The 20,841-nt window shown below is 70.2% G+C and carries 15 protein-coding genes; 12 read left to right on the top strand and 3 right to left on the bottom strand.

Translation table 11 applies throughout. The annotated features are described in order from the left end of the window. Positions 1 to 44 precede the first annotated feature (44 nt). Together ACQP1P_RS14920 and ACQP1P_RS14915 are read right to left on the bottom strand one after the other, a co-directional pair. Positions 45 to 1,316 carry an ABC transporter substrate-binding protein gene (locus ACQP1P_RS14920; protein ID WP_433087071.1) on the bottom strand — a complete coding sequence of 424 codons (1,272 nt, stop codon included), beginning with the start codon at positions 1,314 to 1,316 and terminating at the stop codon, positions 45 to 47. Between the two features lie 912 nt (positions 1,317 to 2,228). Beyond that, complete coding sequence (locus ACQP1P_RS14915; protein WP_433087070.1) at positions 2,229 to 4,019, bottom strand: cellulose binding domain-containing protein; 1,791 nt, start codon at positions 4,017 to 4,019, stop codon at positions 2,229 to 2,231. Positions 4,020 to 4,561: 542 nt separating this feature from the next. Here ACQP1P_RS14915 and ACQP1P_RS14910 point away from each other — a divergent pair. The 8 genes from ACQP1P_RS14910 to ACQP1P_RS14875 all read left to right on the top strand — a co-directional run bounded on the left by ACQP1P_RS14910 (position 4,562) and on the right by ACQP1P_RS14875 (position 15,633). Then, entirely contained in the window at positions 4,562 to 7,075 is a 2,514-nt protein-coding gene (locus ACQP1P_RS14910) for a glycosyl hydrolase (RefSeq protein WP_433087069.1), read from the top strand. 475 nt (positions 7,076 to 7,550) lie between these two features. After that, positions 7,551 to 9,326 carry an acetate--CoA ligase gene (gene acsA / locus ACQP1P_RS14905; protein ID WP_433087067.1) on the top strand — a complete coding sequence of 592 codons (1,776 nt, stop codon included), beginning with the start codon at positions 7,551 to 7,553 and terminating at the stop codon, positions 9,324 to 9,326. Continuing rightward, on the top strand, positions 9,323 to 10,324 hold the full coding sequence (pdhA, locus tag ACQP1P_RS14900; RefSeq protein WP_433087065.1) for a pyruvate dehydrogenase (acetyl-transferring) E1 component subunit alpha: 1,002 nt from the start codon (positions 9,323 to 9,325) through the stop codon (positions 10,322 to 10,324). Before acsA ends, pdhA begins: the two co-directional genes overlap by 4 nt. Beyond that, on the top strand, positions 10,321 to 11,313 hold the full coding sequence (locus tag ACQP1P_RS14895; RefSeq protein WP_433087063.1) for an alpha-ketoacid dehydrogenase subunit beta: 993 nt from the start codon (positions 10,321 to 10,323) through the stop codon (positions 11,311 to 11,313). The genes pdhA and ACQP1P_RS14895 overlap by 4 nt, the downstream gene beginning before the upstream one ends. Continuing rightward, entirely contained in the window at positions 11,310 to 12,572 is a 1,263-nt protein-coding gene (locus ACQP1P_RS14890; RefSeq protein ID WP_433087061.1) for a dihydrolipoamide acetyltransferase family protein, read from the top strand. The genes ACQP1P_RS14895 and ACQP1P_RS14890 overlap by 4 nt, the downstream gene beginning before the upstream one ends. After that, positions 12,569 to 12,823, top strand: a complete 255-nt coding sequence (locus tag ACQP1P_RS14885; protein WP_433087059.1) for an acyl carrier protein — start codon at positions 12,569 to 12,571, stop codon at positions 12,821 to 12,823. Before ACQP1P_RS14890 ends, ACQP1P_RS14885 begins: the two co-directional genes overlap by 4 nt. Before the next feature lie 36 nt (positions 12,824 to 12,859). Then, the gene (locus ACQP1P_RS14880) at positions 12,860 to 13,129 is read left to right on the top strand and encodes a dsRBD fold-containing protein (RefSeq protein ID WP_433087057.1); all 270 of its coding nucleotides are present in this window, start codon (positions 12,860 to 12,862) and stop codon (positions 13,127 to 13,129) included. Between the two features lie 62 nt (positions 13,130 to 13,191). Then, positions 13,192 to 15,633, top strand: a complete 2,442-nt coding sequence (locus ACQP1P_RS14875) for a glycoside hydrolase family 65 protein (protein WP_433087055.1) — start codon at positions 13,192 to 13,194, stop codon at positions 15,631 to 15,633. A gap of 119 nt (positions 15,634 to 15,752) precedes the next feature. Here the strand turns inward: ACQP1P_RS14875 and ACQP1P_RS14870 are convergent, their stop codons facing one another. Beyond that, complete coding sequence (locus tag ACQP1P_RS14870; RefSeq protein WP_433087052.1) at positions 15,753 to 16,376, bottom strand: CBS domain-containing protein; 624 nt, start codon at positions 16,374 to 16,376, stop codon at positions 15,753 to 15,755. Positions 16,377 to 16,628: 252 nt separating this feature from the next. Here ACQP1P_RS14870 and ACQP1P_RS14865 point away from each other — a divergent pair, with 252 nt between their 5' ends. From ACQP1P_RS14865 to ACQP1P_RS14850, 4 genes are all read left to right on the top strand, one after another. Beyond that, a complete protein-coding gene (locus tag ACQP1P_RS14865; protein ID WP_433087050.1) occupies positions 16,629 to 18,113 on the top strand; it encodes an AAA family ATPase in 1,485 nt (494 codons plus the stop codon). A gap of 154 nt (positions 18,114 to 18,267) precedes the next feature. Beyond that, positions 18,268 to 19,605 (top strand): nicotinate phosphoribosyltransferase, encoded by a 1,338-nt coding sequence (locus ACQP1P_RS14860; RefSeq protein WP_433087048.1) that lies wholly within the window; start codon positions 18,268 to 18,270, stop codon positions 19,603 to 19,605. A 195-nt stretch (positions 19,606 to 19,800) separates the two neighbouring features. Continuing rightward, positions 19,801 to 19,869, top strand: a complete 69-nt coding sequence (locus ACQP1P_RS14855; RefSeq protein ID WP_433090003.1) for a hypothetical protein — start codon at positions 19,801 to 19,803, stop codon at positions 19,867 to 19,869. A 37-nt stretch (positions 19,870 to 19,906) separates the two neighbouring features. Continuing rightward, positions 19,907 to 20,731, top strand: coding sequence for a universal stress protein (locus ACQP1P_RS14850; RefSeq protein ID WP_433087046.1), 825 nt, complete (start codon positions 19,907 to 19,909; stop codon positions 20,729 to 20,731). Positions 20,732 to 20,841 lie beyond the last annotated feature (110 nt).

Raw genomic sequence — 20,841 nt, 5'->3', positions numbered from 1 at the left:
CCGCCTGCACGATGCGGGACGAGCGCCGCGGGTCGGTGCCGGGCCTACTTCAGCTTGGTCCTGGCGTCGGACCACTTCTTGTTGAGATTCGCGAAGATCTGATCCTTGGACTCCTGCTTCGCGCCCCGGGCCGCATCGACGATCTCCTGGCGGTACTTGCCGTCGAACAGTCCGATCTCGGCCGCGTTGCCGATCTTGTCGGCCCGCCCCTCCTCACCCTTCGGCGCCGGATTGAGCTCGATGAGGTCGGTCTGCGCCTTGGTCAGGTCGGCCAGGGTCGCGGGCATCGGCGCGGTCTTGAGCGCGGACACGCCGCCCTGGTCGGTGGCGTAGTTCGACTCGTCGGTGAACCAGTCGATCCAGGCCCGGGCGGTTGCCTTGTTCCTCGAGTTCACGTTGATCGCGTTCTTGTAGTCCCCGCCGATGACCGAGTGGAACCTGCCGCCGGTCTGGTAGGGAAACGGCCAGTACGCGATGTCGTCCTTGCTGGTGGCGGCCTGCTGCATCTGCACGATCGACCACGAGCCGAGCATCATCGTGGCCACCTTGCCGGTGCCGAGCAGGCCCTTGGACTGCTCCCAGTTCGTCGTGGTGGGGTCGGGCTCGGTGTAGCCGCCCTTGACCGCGTCGTACAGCAGCGAGTCGATGACGAAGTGCTCCTTGCCGGCTGTCCAGGGGGCGTCGTCCTGGGCGAGCTTGGTCGCCGCGTCCGGGTCGCCGCTGATGCCGCCGCGGGCACCCTCCCACTGGCCCAGCGGCCAGCCGTCCTTGTAGTTCGTGTAGAGCGGGATCGCCCCGGTCTTGTCCTTGATCGCCTTGAGCGCGGCGAGGAACTCGTCCGGCGTCTTCGGCGCCTCGGTGATCCCGGCCTGCGTCCAGATCTTCTTGTTGAACACGTACCCCTGCGCGTTGCCGGTGATCGCCAGGCCGTAGACCTTGCCGTTGTACGTCTGCTCGGTACGCACGAACCGGTACTTGTCCTTGAGCTCGTCGACGGAGCCGAGGGGTTCGAAGAACGCCGGCAACTGGTCGGCATTGACGGAGTTCGGGATCAGGAGCACGTCGCCGTAGTTCTTGGTGTTCATCCGGACGCGGACCTCGCCCTCGTAGTCCGTGATCGCCTCGAACTTGACCGACGTGCCCGGGTACTTCGCCTCGAACTTCTGCTTGTAGTCCTTGAAGACCGTGTCGACCAGGTCGGTGCGGTTGGTCAGCACGGTGATCTCGCCGGAGATCTTGCCGTCGTTGCTGCCGCCGGCGCCGCCTGAACCACACGCCGACAGGGTCAGCGTCGCGAGCGCCAAGACGGCAAGCATGCGTCGTTTCATATCCGCAGTACCACCTTCCGTGTGTGAACGGTGCATGGCCCACCGGGAGTGCTGTGGGGTGTCTGAGCGAAATGGCGGGGGTGTGCGTCCCATCGGCGACGGCGCACCCCCGCGGGGCGTCAATTCGCTGGTGCGTGCGTGTCGGTGCTTGCCGGGTGCCTGACGAGACCGGTGAACCCTTCCCGGGCCGGCCGGTACCCGGGCGCTCGGTGCGGGCCGAGCGACAGGTGGAGTCCGCAGTTGCGGAAGGCGGCGCGCATCGCATCGATGAGCGCGAGGACGGACGTGCCGACCCGGTTCGGGTCGCCGACCACGGACCGCGGGGGGTGTTCCGTCGGTGGCCGGATGCGAGCAGAACCCCACGGCGCGACGGCGTCGAGGAGCCGCTCGTCCGAGGCGGATGGGCGGGCCTGTGCGTGGAACAGCCGCCGGACATCGAAGCCACGGTGTCTCATTGGCCGACCCTCCGCACGTCCTCGGCACCAACGGCCGCCGGTCACTCCGGCGGCTCACGCCACTGCGCAAGGCGTTACTGAACCGCATAAGTTCCATCAACTTAGATTCGGCTCTTCGCGCTGTCAATGGCGTGTTTCGAGGGCGTTCCCATCGAGGCTGAAACGCAACCTCGGACGCGCCGAGCGGCGACCGGATGCGCAGCTGAGCGCTACTGAACCGGTAAAGCCAGGGAGGGCACTGCCGTCGCCGCAGCTGCCGGCCACCAGCATGGTCAGGGTCGCCCCGTCGTACCCGTCGGCGACCCGGGAACCGCCCCGGGCGGAACGGCTGAGTCGCGGCCGCTGTCCCAGGCGCCGATCTTCGCTCGGCGAGATCGGGGTGTGCCGCGTCGCACAGGCCGGCTGCCGAATCGCAAGCCCGCCTGTGCGACGCGTCGAGGCGTGACTACCAGGCGGCCATGTCCGGCAGTTGGTCGATGGAGATGGTGCGCGGGTTGGCCATCGCGGTCCTCCACAGGCCGGCGACGTCCTTGCCGCTGCCGGCCCAGTCGCGGGAGGCCCAGACCACGAAGTACGGCCACGCCGGGTCGGTGGACGGGTTGAGCGGGCTGAACGTCTCGGCGACTCCGGTCGTCTTGGCGCTGCCGATCCCCTTGCAGGTGGCGAAGTCTCCGGAGCTCTGGAAATAGTCGGAGGTCACCAGGTCGGCGTAGCCGTCACCGGGGTACCACGACGACAGAGCGGTGCCCTGGCCGCTGGCCATGCCGTTGACCACCCACACGATGTTGTGCGCGCCGGCCAACTGGGCCCGCTGGTAGATGAGCCGCCACAGCTGCTTGTAGGCGTCCTGGCCCTTCTTCGTCCACCACATGTAGTTGTTGTTCGACTCGTGCAGCGGGCGGAACAGCACCGGCACACCCGCGTCGCCCATCTTCTTGAGCTCGCCGACGACGAGGTCGATGTCCTGATAGAGCTTCGACGACGGGTTGCTCAGGTCCGGCACGAAGTCACAGGGCGCGGCGTAGTTGCCGCCGCGCGGGCAGTACCAGTGCCACTGGAACGCGACGATGCCCTTGCGCTGTCTCGCCCAGTCGATGACCTGCTGGGTCTGGATGCTGCCGCGGGTGTACTCCATGAAGTCGAAGGCGACGATCGCCGGGTAGCGGCCGGTCAGCTGCTGCACCTTGTCGGCGTCGGCGACGTCGGTCTGCCCGCTGACGTAGGTGTGGGTCCGCAGGTAGCAAATCAGGCTGCGGGCCTTCGAGTTCGCCGCGGGATCGGCGGGCGCCTGGCCGCAGTCCGGGCCCGGGGGTGTCTGGATCGGCACGGCGTAGACCTCGAGCTCGTACAGCGAGTAGCCCCAGGCGGTGCCGCGGGCGGTGCCCGACATCCGCAGGTATCGGCCGCTGCCGTCGACCGCCAGCGTGTCATCACCGCCGTCGCCGCTGGTGGTGCTGGAGACGGCCGTCCAGACCGAGCCGTCGTTGGACGTCTCGATCCGGTACGAGCGGGCGTAGGCGGCCTCCCAGCGCAGGATCACCTGCCGGACCGGGTACACCGCGCCGAGATCGACCTGCAGCCACTGCGGATCCGCGTAGAGGCTGGACCAGCGGGTGGCGCGGTCACCGTCCACCGCGTTCGCCGCAGCCAGGCTGGCGCCCTCGGTCGACGAGGCGGTCACCGGGCGGCGCAGCGCCAGGTTTCCTGAAGGCGTTCCCGGCCCGCTCGGACTCTGGCCGGCCGACGGGCTCGCGCCGGCCGACGGACTGGTGCCGTTCGACGGGCTGGTGCTGCCCGACGGGGCCGTGCCGGGTTGGGCGCAGGCCATGCCGTTGAGCGTGAACGCGGTCGGGGCGGGGTTGGACCCGGTATAGGTGACGTTGAAGCCGAAGCTGACCGACCCTCCGCCGGCCGGGATGGTGGCGTTGTAGGCGACGTTCGTCGCGGTGGCGGCGGCGCCGGACTGGGTTTTGGTGGCGTTCCACATGTCGCTGACCGTCTGGCCGCCCGGGAAGCTCCAGGCGAGGGTCCATCCGTCGATGGCGGTGGCGCCCGTGTTGGCGATGACGACGGTCGCGGTGGCGCCCGATCCCCAGTCGTTGGTGACCTGGTACTGGACCTGGCAGCCATCGGCGGCGGCTTGCGCGGAAGGGATGATGGCCAGCCCGGCGGCGAGGACGGTGACGGCGACGGCCGTGCCGGCCAGCACGAGCCGAACGGGTGCGCGACGTCTCATGGGGCGTCTCCTTAGGGCGGGTTCGTGGGCGGTGACGGTGCTGCGGCGCGATGCAGGCAGGACCGGCGAGCCGAGGGGCGTTCGGCGCTGTGCCTGCGCAGGCGATCGTGGCCATTAACCGCCTAAGTTGTCAACCAATTCACCGATGTGCGGGTATGGGCCGTGAAAGTTCCACATCCGCTGACCGGCCACCGTGCGTCATCCCCGCTACAAGCCCCGATGTGCCGGGCGAAAACCCTGGAAAAGCCCGGCCTTCAGGGCTGGGGTATCGAATCGCTTCGCTACCGGGATGCGCCCGCTTCGGCAAGTGCGGAGGGAACTGATTGCGTCGCATCGGCCACCGTCTCCACGCAGAGAAGTACGCGGACCCGCTTGCGTATGAAGCGATTCAGTACCAGTATCGACCGTGTTCGACCCTCGGCACGCCGCCATCGTCCGCCGCGCGGGTCCCGCAGCCGCCACCTGCGACCGCCACCTCGCCGCGATGCCCACGGCCGCCACGACACCCCATTCACCCCGAGCAGAGGGCTACCGAGGAGCACATGAACAGATTCCGAGCGGCACTCCTGGCCGGCGCCGTCCTGGCCACCGGAGTGCTCACCGTCGTCGTGCAGGCCACGACCGCACAGGCGGCCACGCAGATCTGCGACCAGTACGGCAGCACGACCGGCAGCCGGTACATCGTGCAGAACAACCGATGGGGCACCACCGCCCAGCAGTGCATCACCGTCAACGGTGCGGTCGACGGTTTCAGCCTCGACACCGGCAACGCCAACAACGCGACCAACGGCGCGCCGGCCTCGTACCCGTCGGTCTACTACGGCTGCCACTACGGCAACTGCACGCCGGGCAGCATCCTGCCGCTGCCGGCGTCCGACAGCCGCTTCCGGCAGATCACCACCAGTGTCTCGATGTCGTACCCCAGCGGCGGCGCGTGGGACGCGGCGTACGACATCTGGTTCGATCCCGCGGCCAAGACCACCGGCCAGAACAACGGGGCCGAGATCATGGTGTGGCTCAACCACCAGGGCACGATCCAGCCGGTCGGCAGCAAGGTCGCCACCGCCACCATCGGCGATGCCGCCTTCGACGTCTGGCAAGGACGCATTGCCGACAACGGCGGCTGGAACGTCGTGTCATACGTCCGCCAGAACGCGGCGACCACGATGAACTTCCCGGTCTCGGCGTTCTTCGACGACGCCGTCGGCCGCGGCTACGCGCAGCCCAGCTGGTACCTCACCAGCGTCCAGGCCGGCTTCGAACCCTGGACCGGCGGCGCCGGGCTGACCGTCAACGCGTTCTCCGTCACCACCGACGGAACCCCGACGACGCCCCCCACCACGCCGGCGGCGTCGGGCAACCTAGCGCTGAACCGCCCGGTCACCTCCTCGTCCAACGAGAGCACCGCCCTCGCCGCCGGCCAAGCGGTCGACGGGAACAGCTCGACCCGCTGGGGCAGCGCCTACAGCGACCCCCAGTGGATCCAGGTCGACCTCGGCGCCAGCAAACCGATCAAGCGGGTCGTGCTGCGCTGGGAGGCCGCGTACGCCAAGAGCTACCAGATCCAGACCTCGCCCGACGCCACCAACTGGACCACCGTGTACAGCACCACCACCGGCTCCGGCGGTGTGAACGACCTCGCGGTCAACGGCACCGGCCGGTACGTGCGCATGTACGGCACCGCCCGGGCCAACACCAGCTGGGGCTACTCGCTCTACGAGTTCGAGGTGTACAGCGACGGCTCCACCACGCCGCCGCCCCCGCCCGGGACGATCACCCGGACCGCCGAGCTCGACTGGCTGGCCGGCCTGCCGGGCGGCAGCACCAACCGCGTCGCGTCCGGCTTCTTCGGCGGCTACAGCGGCGGCACCTTCAACCTCGACCAGACCGAACAGCTGCACAACCAGACCGGGCAGTACCCGGCCCTGCTGGCCTGCGACTACGGCAACTGGGTCACCAGCAGTAACACCCAGGTCAACAGCTCCTGCAACAGCACGCTGAAGAGCTGGTGGCAGCGCGGCGGCCTGGTCAGCGTCGGCATCCACTGGCCCAACCCGGGCAGCGGCGGCTTCGGCACCAAGCTGCCCAACTTCGCCGACATCACCAACCCCGGCACCGCCGTCGGCAGCGCCTGGCTCAACTCGCTCAAGCAGGTCGGCGACGGCCTGAGCGACCTCAAGAACTCCGGCGTGATCGTGCTGTGGCGGCCGTTCCACGAGATGAACGGCGACTGGTTCTGGTGGGGCAACCAGGACACCGGCACGTTCAAGAACGTCTGGAACTACATGTACAACTACCTCGTCAACACCCGCGGACTGGACAACCTCATCTGGGTCTACGCCCCCGACTTCAGCCGCGGCAACGCCACCGGCTACTTCGCCGGCGGCGGCACCGTCGACATCGTCGGCATGGACGCCTACGACGACAACCCCGCCGCCTCCGGCATCCAGAGCACCTACAACCAGCTGATCGGCCTCGGCAAGCCGTTCGCGTTCACCGAGATCGGCCCCGACAACACCCCGTTCGACTACAGCAAGTGGATCAACGCGATCAAGCAGTACTACCCGAAGACCTCCTACTTCCTCGCGTGGAACGACAAGTGGGGCCCGCCGCAGAACCAGAACTCCAGCGCGCTCATGAACGACCCCTGGACGCTCAACCTGGGTGAGGTCTCCATCAACGGCGGCGGTACCACACCTCCGACGAGCCCGCCGCCGACCACACCGCCCCCGACGACGCCACCGGCCGGCCAGGGCCAGTGCAGCGCCACCTACACGGTGACCGACTCCTGGACCGGCGGGTTCAACGCTGACATCACCGTGCGCAACACCGGCACCGCGACGATCAACACCTGGACCGTCGCCTGGACCTTCGCCAACGGCCAGACCATCACCAACTCGTGGAACACCACGCTCACCACCGCCGGCGCCACCGTCACCGCGAAACCGGTCAGCTACAACACGACGGTCGCAGCCGGTGCCACCACGTCGTTCGGCTTCAGCGCCAACGTCAGCGGCACCAACACCCCGCCCGCCCTGACCTGCACGGCAGGCTGACGAACAGATCCGCACCGATTCGGGGGTGGCCTGGCCGCCACCCCCGAATTGTGCTCCGCCGGTGATGGTGCCGTCGGCGTTGACGTTGCGTTGCTGATCGGCGCATCCCTGTTCCGGCAGGCGGCGCACCCGTCAGGCCGCGGCGGCGCAGTGCCGTGACCTTGACCCGTTCTGGAGGGTCGTCGTGCGGAAGCGGCGGCTGCCGTCCGAGCCCGGCATCACCGAGCCGAGCGACGATGCGCGACCGGCCGCTCGTCCTGCTCTCCGCCTGCCCGCCGGAGCCTGACAAGGTGGCGGTTCACGAGGCCGCACCGCCTGGCTGGCGAAGCGATGCCCGTCGGCGTCACCGCACTGCCGGCCCCTCACCCGACTCGGACCTGCGGGCGATGCGTCGGTCACGTCGGACGACGCCGGCATGGGACGTTCGGTGAGGCCGGCGAGGTTTCGCCGGTTCCCGGGCGGGAAGCGGGCGGGGATGGCGTACGAACCGATCGCGAAGAGCGAAGGAGACCGGGCGAACGCCAACCTCAGCGACTACCCGCGGGTTCGGCACGACTTCACGTGGTCGGCAGCACGGTCGTGGCTCTCGGGGCTGCCCGAGGGGCGCGGCTTGAACATCGGCTTCGAGGCGGTCGATCGGCACGCCCGGGGCGACCGGGCAGATGCCGTGGCGCTGCGGTGCCTCGAGAAGGCACCGGGGGTGCCGCGGGACCTGACGTACGCCGAGCTGAGCCGGCAGACCAACCGCTTCGCGAACATGCTCGCCGGTCTGGGCGTCCAACCCGGCGAGCGCGTGTTCTCCCTGCTGGGCCGCTGCCCCGAACTGTACGTCGCGGCGCTGGGCACCCTGAAGTACACCGCGGTGCTGTCGCCGCTGTTCTCGGCCTTCGGGCCGGAACCGGTGCGAGAACGGCTCCGGCTCGGCGACGCCGCCGTCCTGGTGACCACGCCGGAGTACTACGAGCAGAAGGTGGCGCCGGTCCGCGCCGACCTGCCTGCGCTGCGCCACGTGCTGGTGGTCGGTGCGGGAACCCCGCCGGCCGGTACCAGCAGCCTCGATCACGCCATGTCGGCCGCGGACGAACGGTTCACCGTGCCGCCGACGGACCCGCAGCAGATGGCGTTGCTGCACTTCACCAGCGGCACCACGGGCCGGCCCAAGGGCGCCGTGCACGTACACGAGGCGGTGGTCGCCCACCACGCCACCGCACGGTTCGCGCTCGACCTCCGTCGCGACGACGTGTTCTGGTGCACCGCCGATCCTGGCTGGGTCACCGGCACGTCGTACGGCATCATCGCCCCGCTCACCCACGGCGCCACGGTGCTGGTCGACGCGGGCGAGTTCGAGGCCGACCGGTGGTACGCCAACCTGGCCGAACACCATGTGACCGTCTGGTACACCGCGCCCACGGCGCTGCGGATGCTGATGCGGCACGGTGCCGAAGCGGCGGCCCGGTACGACCTGTCCGCGCTCCGGCTCGTGGCTTCGGTCGGAGAGCCGCTCAACCCGGAAGTCGTGGTGTGGGCTCAGCAGGCGCTGGGAAGGGCCGTCCACGACAACTGGTGGCAGACCGAGACCGGCGCGATCATGATCAGCAACTATGCGGGCGTCGACGTCCGGCCCGGATCGATGGGGTTGCCCGTTCCGGGGGTGCAGGCGGGTCTGCTGCTGCGCGGTGACGACGGCCGGGCGCAGGTCCGTGATGGCGGCGTGAGCGTGATCGACGAACCCGGCGTGGTCGGCGAACTGGCGCTGCGGCCGGGCTGGCCGTCGATGTTCCGCGGGTACCTGCACGACGACGCCCGGTACGCGAGTTGCTTCGCCGGCGGGTGGTACCTCACCGGAGACCTGGCCCGCCGTGACGGCGACGGCTACTACTGGTTCGTCGGGCGGGCCGATGACGTCATCAAGTCCGCAGGCCACCTCATCGGCCCGTTCGAGGTGGAGAGCCTGCTGATGGAGCATCCCGCGGTCGCGGAGGCCGGTGTGATCGGCAAGCCCGACCGGGTCGCCGGCGAGGTTGTGAAAGCCTTCGTCGCGCTACGTCCCGGGTATCTGCCCTGCGACGAGCTCCGGCTCGATCTGCTCGCCTTCGGCCGCCGGCGGCTCGGCGCGGTCGCACCGAAGGAGATCGCCTTCGACCAGGACCTGCCGCACACGCGCAGCGGCAAGGTGATGCGTCGGTTGCTCAAGGCCCGCGAGCTCGGCCTGCCCGAGGGCGACCTGTCGACCTTGGAGGTCGCACGATGACCACGAGAACACTGGCGGCGCCATCGCCCGCCGAGACCGACGACGACGCGCGCCGGCGCGCGCTGCTGGATCAGATGCTGATCATCCGCCGGTTCGAGGAGCGCTGCGTCGAGCTGTACAGCGCCGGGCACATCCGTGGCTTCATGCACCTCTACATCGGCGAGGAGGCGGTCGCTGCCGGGGTGACCGCCTCGCTGGAGCCGGCCGATGCCGTGGTCTCCACGTACCGGGAGCACGGTCACGCCCTGGCCCGCGGCATCGATCCCGCGGCCGTGATGGCTGAGATGTACGGCAAGGTCACCGGCTGCAGTCGAGGCCGCGGCGGCTCGATGCACCTGTTCGACGCGGCGGCGCGCTTCTACGGCGGTAACGCCATCGTCGGAGGCGGCCTGCCGCTGGCGATCGGTCTAGCCCTCGCGGACAAGGTACGTGCGCGGCCGGCCGTGACCGCATGCTTCTTCGGCGACGGAGCGGTCGCCGAAGGCGAGTTCCACGAATGCCTGAACCTGGCGGCCCTGTGGCGGCTTCCGGTGCTGTTCTGCTGCGAGAACAACCTCTACGCGATGGGTACGGCCATCGGGCGCGCCCAGGCCTCCACCGACCTGGTGGGCCGTGCGGCGTCGTACGGGCTGACGGCGGCCGGGGTGGACGGCATGGACGTCCTCGCGGTGGCGTCGGCGGCCTCCGCCGCGGCCGACGCCGTCCGGACCGGGCGCGGCCCGTACTTCCTGGAGCTGCGGACCTACCGGTTCCGGGCGCACTCGATGTACGACCCGGACCGGTACCGGGACAAGGCGGAAATCGCGCGGTGGAAGGAACGCGACCCGATCGACCTGCTGATCGCCCGGATGCGGGAGGCCGGACAGCTCCGCGACGAGGACCTCGCCGAGGCGGAGCGGACGATCGCCGGCAGGCTCGACGAGGCGGTGGCCGCGGCCGAAGCCGCGCCGCGAGAGCCGGTCGAGGACCTCACCCGATTCGTCTACAGCGAACGATGACCAAGACGACGTACCGCGAGGCGATCCGCGAGAGTATGCGCGACGCGCTCCGCCGGGACGGACGGGTCTTCCTCATGGGCGAGGACGTCGGCCGCTACGGCGGTTGCTTCGGCGTCAGCCTCGGTCTGCTCGAGGAGTTCGGGCCCGAACGTATCCGCGACACGCCGCTGTCGGAATCGGCGTTCGTCGGCGCCGGCATCGGCGCGGCACTGGGCGGCCTGCGGCCGATCGTGGAAATCATGACGGTCAACTTCAGCCTGCTCGCGCTCGACCAGATCATGAACAACGCGGCGACCCTCCTGCACATGTCAGGCGGGCAGTGCAACGTACCGCTGGTCATCCGCATGACCACCGGCGCCGGCCGGCAGCTGGCCGCGCAGCACTCCCACAGCCTCGAAGGGTGGTACGCGCACATCCCGGGCCTGCGCATCCTGGCTCCGGCCACGATCGAGGACGCCCGCGGCATGCTGTGGCCGGCGTTGACGGACCCAGACCCGGTGCTCATCTTCGAACACGGATCGCTGTACAACCTGGCCGGCGAGCTGCCGGACAACGCGGGCTCGGTGGACATTGACAACGCCGCCGTCCGCCGGGCGGGCGAGGACGTCACCGTCATCACCTACGGCGGCACGGTCGGCAAGACGCTCGCCGCGGCTGACGTACTGGCCGCCGAAGGCATCGGCGCCGAGGTGATCGACCTGCGCACGCTTCGGCCGCTGGACGAGGCCACGGTCGTCGCCTCAGTCGTGCGTACCCACCGGCTGGTCGTCGTCGACGAGGGGTGGCGTTCCGGCAGCCTCGCGGCCGAGATCAGCGCCCGCGTGGTCGAGCAAGCCTTCTACGAACTCGACGCGCCCATCGCCCGGGTCTGCTCCGCAGAAGTTCCCACCCCGTACGCGCGCCACCTCGAGGAAGCGGCGCTGCCGCAGACCGGCGACATCGTGACGGCCGTGCGCGGCCTGATGCCGGCAACGGTGTCCAGACCGTGAGCGAGTTCCGGATGCCGTCGCTCGGGGCCGACATGGAGCAGGGCACCTTGCTGGAATGGCTGGTCCACCCCGGCGACACGGTGCACCGGGGTGACATCGTCGCCGTCGTGGACACGGCCAAGGCCGCGGTCGAGGTGGAGTGCTTCGCCAGCGGCGTGGTCGAACAGCTGCTGGTCGAGCCGGGCGCCAAGGTGCCGGTCGGCACCCCCCTGGCCACGATCGCCGGCGAGGCCGCGCCGCCGGCGGCACAGACCCCGCCCGCGGCGGCGCCGGAACCGGGCGTCCCAGCGCTGAGCCCGCCACCCCAGTGGTTCCCGCCGCTACGCCATCTGGCGCGGCAGTACCACGTCGACCTCGCCTCCGTGCATGGGACAGGCCCCAGCGGCCGGGTCACGCACGCCGATGTGGAACGTGCCGCTGCGCCGCGCCGCCGGGTGTCGCCGCTGGCCCGCCGAATCGCCGCGGAGCTCGGCGTGGACCTCGGCGCCGTCACCGGTACCGGGCCCGGCGGCGCGATTGCCGCCGGGGATGTCCGCCACGCGGCCGCGGCCCGGATCGCCGAACCGGCGCCGCCCAAGCCGGAGCCTTCCAACCGTGCCGCCGCGATGCGAGCCGCGGTCGCGGCGCTGATGGCGCGATCCAAACGCGAGATCCCGCACTACTACCTGACCGAATCCGTCGACCTGGGACGCGCCGTCGACTGGCTCACCGCCCGCAACCGACACTTGCCCGTCCCGCGCCGGCTGGTCCCCGCCGCGCTGCTGCTCAAGGCCGTAGCCGTCGCCGCGGCGAAGGTGCCGGACGTCAACGGCTTCTGGGTCGACGACCGCTTCGCGCCCGCCGCAGCGGTGAACCTTGGCGTGGCAGTGTCGCTGCGCGGCGGCGGACTTGTCGCACCGGCCATCCACGCCGCCGACACCCTCGACCTCGACCAGCTGATGGCTCGGCTACGCGACCTCGTCGCCCGCGCAAGGGCCGGGAGGCTACGCCGAACCGAACTGTCCGACCCGAGCCTGACCGTCTCCAATCTTGGCGACCAGGGCGTCGACTCCATCATCGGCGTCATCTACCCGCCGCAAGTCGCCCTCGTCGGATTCGGCAAGATCGCCGACCGGCCGGTGGCCGTCGCCGGGCTCATCGGGGTCCGCCCGACGGTCACCGCGACCCTCGCGGCGGACCACCGGGCCACCGACGGCGCAACCGGTGCCCGCTACCTGCACACCATCGCCCAGCTCCTGCAGACACCGGAGGACCTGTGACCGGCACCGAACAGCTCGTCCGCACCGCGCTGCACGAGGTAGCACCGGACGCCGACCTCGACACTCTGCACGCCGGCGACGACCTCCGCGAGACGCTGCACCTGGACTCACTCGACTTCCTCCAACTCGTCGAGCTGCTCAGCGCACGCACCGGGCACCGCATCGAGGAAGAGGACTATCCACAGCTCGCGACGCTGGCCGGCACGGTGGCGTTCCTCGACGCGACGCAGACCCGAGACGGCCCAGGATGACCGGCACCGAGGCCGGCACGCAGAAGGGAGCCTGTCATGACCACGGCCAAACATTGGGCCGTCGACGTGTACATCGGCGAGCACGATGAGAGCACCTATGCGCAGGCGCGCTTACACACCGACGCCGACACGAGCCTCTCTGGTACCGGAGAGGCCCGGCTGCACCCGGCCGACACGAACATCCCGGAGATCGGTGACGAACTCGCCGCCGCGCGGGCACTGGCCGACCTAGGCCACCGGCTCCTCGCAACAGCGGCAGACGACATCGGCGCCGTCGTGGGCCGTCGAGTGAGACTCACCGAATAGCGGGCCGGTAATGGGACGCAGCACCGCATGATCGGACTTCACTGCGGTCTCGTAGAACGGGTATGCCCGTGGCAGAAGCGTGGACGATGACCTTCGACGGGTTCAACCCGGCCCGGGAGGGGCTGCGGGAGGCGTTGTGCACCCTTGGCAACGGCTATCTCGCAACTCGCGGCGCCGTGCCCGAGCACGACGCCGGCGGGCCGTACTACCCGGGCACGTACGCCGCCGGCTGCTACAACCGCCTGCGGGACTCCACCGCGGGCGAGACCGTCGAGAACGAAAGCCTGGTGAACCTGCCGAACTGGCTGCCGCTGACGTTCCGGGCCGAGGACGGCCCGTGGCTGGGCCAGGCCGACGTGGAGCCGCTCGACCAGCGGCACGAGCTCGACCTGCGCCGCGGAGTGCTGACCCGCCGGTTTCGTGTGCGGGACAGCGCCGGCCGGGTCACGGCGGTGGCCCAGCGGCGATTCGTGCACCTGCGTCACGAGCACGTGTGCGGCCTGCAGGTCACGTTCACGCCCGAGGGATGGTCAGGGACGTTGACCGTACGCTCCGAGATCGACGCAACGACCACCAACCGCGGGGTCGCCCGCTACCACGGCCTGTCCGGCCAGCACCTGATGCTCCTGGACGCCGAGCCGGCGGGCGCCGACGCCGTGCTGTGTCTGGTGCAGACCAACCAGTCACACATTCGCGTCGCGGAGGCCGTGCGCACCCTGGTTCTCAGCCAGGGGCGGCCGGTCGACGCCGAACGCAGGGTGCGCCAGGAGCCGGGCCGCATCGGCCACGACATCGAGATCGTCGTCTCGGCCGGGCAACAGGTCACCGTCGAGAAGCTGGTCACCGTCTACACCTCGAGGGACAACGCGATCTCCGACCCCGCCGATGCGGCCGTACAGCTGTCGCGCCGGCTGGCCGGCTTCGACGAACTGCTCGACGAGCACATGCTGGCGTGGCGGCAACTGTGGCAACGATTCCGCATCTCGATGCAGGGCCGGGAAAGCCGCGTCCTGCCGACGGTACGCCTGCATCTGTTCCACCTGTTGCAGACGGTGTCGGAGAACAGTGTCGACGCCGACGTCGGGGTACCGGCCCGGGGGCTGCACGGCGAGGCGTACCGGGGACACGTGCTCTGGGACGAGCTGTTCGTCTTCCCGATCATGAACCTGCGCATGCCGTTGCTCAGCCGCGCGCTGCTGCGCTATCGGTACCGCCGGCTGCCCTGGGCCCGCGCCGCGGCCCGGGCGGCCGGCCACCGCGGGGCGATGTATCCGTGGCAGTCCGGCAGCGACGGGCGGGAGGAGAGCCAGCGGCTGCATCTCAACCCGCTGTCCGGCCGGTGGATCAGGGACTCGACCAGGCTGCAGCGCCACGTCGGGCTGGCTGTGGCGTACAACGTCTGGCATTACTACCAGGTCACCGGCGACCTGGAGTTTCTCAGCCACTACGGCGCCGAGATGATCCTGGAGATCGCTCGCTTCTTCGCCGGGCTGGCCGATTACGACCACGGCCGCGACCGGTACGTCATCCGCCGAGTGATGGGCCCGGACGAGTTCCACGCCGGATATCCGCACTCCGACCGGGAAGGCATCGACAACAACGCCTACACCAACGTACTCGCAGTGTGGGTCCTGCTGCGCGCGCTGGACGTTCTGGACGTGCTTGGCGCCGACCGCCGTGCGGCGCTGATCGAAACGCTGGGCATCGGCCCCCGCGAGCCGCAGCACTGGGAGGACGTCTCCCGCCGGATGTACGTGCCGATCCGGCCCGACGGGATCATCGACCAGTTCGACGGATACGCGGATCTGGCCGAGCTGGACTGGGACGCCTACCGCGACCGTTACGGTGACGTCCGCCGCCTGGATCGCATCCTGGAGTCGCAGGGCGACAGCCCCAACCGGTACAAGGCATCCAAACAAGCAGACGTGCTGATGCTCTTCTACCTGCTGTCCGCCGACGAACTCCGGGACCTGTTCGACCGGCTCGGCTACCGGCTGCCCCGCGACGCGATATCGAAGAATGTCGAGTACTATCTTGCCCGTACCGCCCACGGCTCCACGCTCAGCGCGGTGGTGCACGCATGGGTCCTCGCCCGAAACCATCGCGCGGATGCCCTGCGCTACTTCGTCGAGGCGCTCGACAGCGACGTTGCTGACATCCAGGGCGGCACCACCGCCGAGGGTGTGCACCTGGCGGCCATGGCTGGATCGGTGGACGTGCTGCAACGCTGCTTCGCCGGGGTGGAAACCCGCGACGACACGCTGTTGCTCAATCCGTACTGGCCACGGCACCTGGGTTCGCTGGAATTCGACATCCGCTACCGCGAATGCCCACTGACGTTGCGGATCACCGGCAACACCATCCGGGTCGAAGCCGGCGCCGGGCGGCAGCAACCTGTCCGGCTGCGCTGCCGCGGCGAGACGGTCCTGCTCGGCCCCGGCGAGAGCGTCGATTTTCCTGTGCCGCGACGCGGCACGGCCGTCGGTGACGGTCCGGGGCAGTGAGCCGGGTCATTCGCCGGTCATCCAGGTGTTTCCGACAATGGCCACCACGCGTGGGGGCCGCTCGGCGAATGCCCGGCTGACCGAGCCCAGCGTCTCAGCCACGGGTTGAGCACCGGCGATCAGGCGGGCTGCCCGGCGCCTCGAAGCGACCGCACGCCGGCCGTCGTGCCTACCAAAGCGTCGGCCACCGCACGCTCGGCCGCATCGTCGAACGCCCCCTCGACCGCCGCGACGCCGTCATCGACGGTGACCGACCAGCGGTGGCGTCCGCCGGCGTAGGCATCGAGACGCCGCTGCGCCTCCGCGCGGGCGGACATGTCGGTAGGCAGGATGGTCCGCAGCACGTCGCAGCGGCTGACGACACCCACGGGGCGCTCGTCGGCCACCACCGGGACGGTGTGCACGCCGTGCTGCACCATCATCGCCGCGATGTCCGTGACGTCCGCGTCCGGCCAGGCCACCACGGGCAGACCCGACATCACCTCCGCCACCCGCAGCGTCTCCGGGCCGGGGACCGGGGCGCGATCGGCCGGCGCCGTCCCGCCGCGCATCGCCGCCCGCATTCTGCTCGTCTGCTGCCGCAGCAGATCCACCTCACTGATCAGCCCGACAAGCACACCGCGCTCGTCGACGACGGGTGCCGCCGTGACGGACAACTCCTCCAGCAGGCTGACCGCGTCCCGCAGCGGTGCGTCGACCCGCACCGTACGTGCCGGCGCCGTCATGATGTCCCTGGCATGCATGAGCACTCTCATCTCCCGCGAGGCCGTCATCGCCGATCGCCGCACCGGCCTCGGTACGCGCGGCCACCAGCACCGTCCTGCCCCGCCGGGGTGCGTTCACACGGGCGACCTGACCGGGGAGCCCGGCTGAACCAACCGTGGTGCTCGGGTCCCATCTGGTTGGCTCCCCGGTCTGGCCGGCATGGGCGGCCGCAGACGGGGAAGCACTGGGCGCAGGATGGCCGGACGACGGGGTGAGAGGTGTCGTTGCCGATGAGCAACACTGCCAACGGTTCGGACGAGCCATTTGTGGCGGTTCACGAAACCCATGCGGCGGTGGTGTTCCTGGTCGGCGCTCGGGCGTACAAACTCAAGAAGCCGGTCGGCCTCGGGTTCCTGGACTTCACCACACGCGAACGGCGCCAAGCGGTGTGCCGGCGCGAGGTCGAACTCAACCGCAGGATCGCCGCCGACGTCTACCTCGGCGTGGCCGACGTGCACGCCCCTGACGGCACACCGTGCGATCACCTGGTGGTCATGCGGCGAATGCCGGCACAGCGGCGGCTGGCCGCGCTCGTCCGGTCCGGCGCACCCGTGGACGATCACCTGCGGCGGCTCGCCCGGCTCGTCGCGGCCTTCCACGCCGCGAGCCGCCACGCCCCGGAAATCTCTGCGGAGGGCAGCGCAGAGGCAATCCTCCGGCGCTGGACCGACAGCTTCCACCAGGTTCGCCCGTACCGCGGGACCGTCCTCGACGATGACCTGGCCGGCGAGATCGAGCGACGCACCGTCGACTTTCTGACCGGCCGGAAGGAGCTGCTGGACGACCGCATCGCGGCCGGGCGCATCGTCGACGGGCATGGGGATCTGCTCGCCGACGACATCTTCTGCCTCGACGACGGCCCGCGCGTCCTGGACTGTATCGAGTTCGACGACCGGCTGCGCTGGCTCGACGGGCTCGATGACGCCGCGTTCCTTGCGATGGACCTCGAACGCCTGGGGGCACCCCAGCTCGGGGCACGCTTCCTGCACTGGTACGCCGAATTCGCCGCCGACCCCGCACCCGCCTCGCTGCGCCACCACTACATCGCCTACCGGGCGTTCGTCCGCGCCAAGGTCGCCTGCCTCCGCCACGCCCAGGGCGACGAACACGCCGCCGACGACGCCGCCGGCCACGCCGAACTGGTCGTCTCGCACCTGCGTGCCGGTGAAGTCGCCCTCGTCCTGGTAGGGGGCGCGCCCGGCACCGGCAAGACGACCCTGGCCGGCCGCCTGGCCGACCGGCTCGGCGCCGTGCTGCTCGGCACCGACCGGATTCGCAAGGAACTCGCCGGACTGCCACCCGACGTCTCGGCTGCCGCGCCGTACCAGGAGGGCATCTACACACCGGTCTGGACCAAGCGCACCTACACCGAGCTCCTGGCCCGGGCCGAGACACTCCTGCACCGCGGCGAGTCCGTGATCCTGGACGCCTCGTGGGCCGGCGCAGCGCACCGCAGCGCCGCCGCCGAGACGGCCGCACGCTGCCGCAGCACGCTCATCGAGCTGTGCTGCGAGGCCGCGCCGGAGGTGGCCGTCGCCCGCCTGCGCGGCAGAACGCACGCGATTTCCGACGCCGACGAACATGTCGCCGCAGCACTCTCCGGCTCCGCCGACCCGTGGCCGCAGGCGGCGACGATACGAACCGACGAGACCCCCGACCGGTCGCTCGAGCAGGCCGCCCGCCTCGTCCGTCCCTACGAGTGTTCAGCGGCATGAAGGGAGCGGACAGTTGCTCGACAGTGAGGAACGCGCCGGCCGGGGTCGAAGCCGTCAGCGCCACAGGTCGTGTGTCGATGGACGACGACATGCGTGGACCGCAGTCTGGCTCCACGGCCGGCGATCCGGAAGCGAACCGAGGGGGTGGTGCCCGGTGTCCGGCTTGTGCACCGACTTGTACGAGGTGCGGATGGCGGCCAGCTATCTGCGTCGAGGGATGGTGGGGCCGGCGACGTTCAGCTTGTTCGTCCGGCGTCTGCCGGCGCAGCGTGGGTTTCTCGTCGCGGCCGGCCTGGCGGAGGTCCTGGAGTTCTTTGAGAGCTTCCGGTTCGAGCGGGACGAGATCGAGTACCTGCGGCAGGCGGCCGTGCTGGATGAGCGGTCGTTGGCGGCCCTGCGCGACATGGTCTTCACCGGTGACGTGTGGGCAGTCCCGGAAGGTCGGCTGGTCTTCGGCGATGAGCCCCTGCTCGAGGTCACCGCGCCGATCGCGCAGGCACAGCTTGTCGAGACCGTGGCGCTCAACGCCGTGACGTTCGGCACGGCGGTGGCGAGCAAGGCGGCCCGCTGCCGGCTCGCCGCACCGCACAGCGAGCTGATCGACTTCGCGTTCCGGCGGACCCACGGCCTGGACGCGGCGGCAACCGTAGCGCGGTCCTCGGCGATCGCCGGATTCGCCGCGACCAGCAACCTCGCCGCCGCCCGACGGTACGGACTGTCCCCGTCCGGGACCATGGCCCACTCGTACATCGAGGCGTTCCCCGATGAGCGGTCGGCGTTTCGCGCGTTCGCCGCGGACTACCCGGAAAACCCTGTGTTCCTGGTCGACACCTACGACACGACGGCGGGGGTGCGCGCCGCCGTCGACATCGCTGCGGAGCTGGGCCTCGCTGATCGTCTCGGCATCCGGCTGGACTCCGGGGATCTCGCGGCGCTCTCCTGCCAGGCGCGGCAGATCCTTGACGCCGCGGGCCTGCACAAGGCCAGCATTGTCGCCAGTGGCGGGCTGGACGAGCACGCCGTCGCCGCTCTGGTCGCGCGGGGAGCGCCGATCGACGCGTACGGCATCGGCACCAGAATGGGCGTCTCCGCGGACGCACCGTCGCTCGACAGCGCCTACAAGTTGGTCGAGTACGGCAACCGACCGGTGATGAAGCTGTCCACGGGCAAGGTCACCTGGCCCGGCGCTAAGCAGGTGTACCGCCATCCCGCCGCCGGCGAAGGCGATCTGCTCGCGCTGCGTGGGGAGCCGGCACCCCCCGGAGGTGAACGGCTGCTCCTACCGGTCATGCTCGGCGGGCGGCGCACCGAGCACGCCGGCCCGGCCGTCGAGCTCCGCGCAGCCCGGGACCGCTGCGACACCGACCTGGCCCGGCTGCCGGAAACGGCCAGACGGCTGACGGATCCGGTGCCCGTACCGGTGCGCGCCACCCCATCGCTGCATGCGCTCAGGACGCGGCTGACCGGCCAGTTGCGCGCCGCGCTTCGCTGATAGGCCTCCAGCTCCGTACAGACCGCAGAACCCCGGCCTCAAGGCGCTCACGCTCGACGCGCGGCATGCGGACCGTGAGCGCGGGTATGTCGCGCGGACTCGGCGTGCCGGCAACCCCGTGCCGGCCGCAGCGGGTAGTCACGCGGAGGGAGTTCGCAGTGGGCAGCCACGGGCGCGTCCGGCGGGTTCGCCGGCCTGCTGCTGGGATCGGCGAGCCAGGCGGTCATCCACCACGCCGCACGCCCGGTGGCCGTGGTCCGGTAGCAACATGGGAGACGACATGACCCACATGGACCGGCCGGTGATCGCCGGCATCGACGGCTCCCGGGCGAGCATGGGCGCCCTTCGCTGGGCCGCGGACGAGGCTGTGCGGCTCCGCCAGCCGCTGCAGATCACCCACGCCCTGGGCGTGACCGGTCAGCACGAGCCGGCGCCGGACGACGCCGAAGTGGCTGTGCGGGCCGCCGTCGAGGCCCGGACCTGGCACCCTGGCCTGCACGTCACGACCTGTACTTCGCTGGGAGGCCCGGCGCGGGTCCTGGTCGAGCAGTCTCGCCACGCGAGCCTGCTCGTGGTGGCCAGCCGCGGCACGGGCGGCTTCGACGCGCTGCCGGTCGGGTCGGTTGCCGATCAGCTCGCGGTGCACGCGCACTGCCCGGTACTCGTCGTCCACAACGCACAGCGCTGGGCCGAACCGACTGCGGTGCTGCCCCAGCACCAGCCGATCGTCGTGGGCACCGACGGCTCTGAACCGGCTCAACACGCCCTCGAGCTGGCCTTCGCCGAAGCAGCGTCACGCCACGTCGACCTCATCGCGGTCCGCGCCTGGCAGGAACCGCCACGCACCTGGGGCTTCGTCGCCGGCCCGGACCGGATCGCCACCGACGCGGACCGGGCTCTGACGGCCGAACTGGACCTGTGGCGAACCAAGTACCCAGGGGTCCGCGTAGAGCCCCGCTGCGTCCACGGCACGCCGGCGCCGGTCCTGCTGGCCGAGTCGCGTGACGCGCTCATGATCGTCCTCAGCCCGCGCGGTACGGGCGGCTTCGGCGAACTGCGGCTGGGATCCGTGACCCAGCAGGTGCTCGACCATGCGTCCGCGCCGGTGCTGGTGGCCCGTCGATAACACCCATGGTGCCCGATGCGGGCGATCAACCTCGCCAAACTCCGCATCGGCGACCTCGACCGCTCGGTAGCGGGCCGGAAGGACGTTCAAGAGTCGAGTCAGCAGAACCG

The sequence above is a fragment of the Dactylosporangium sp. CA-052675 genome, from assembly GCF_050947935.1.
Lineage (GTDB): Bacteria > Actinomycetota > Actinomycetes > Mycobacteriales > Micromonosporaceae > Dactylosporangium.
This window is presented reverse-complemented; position numbering and strand designations above follow the sequence as displayed.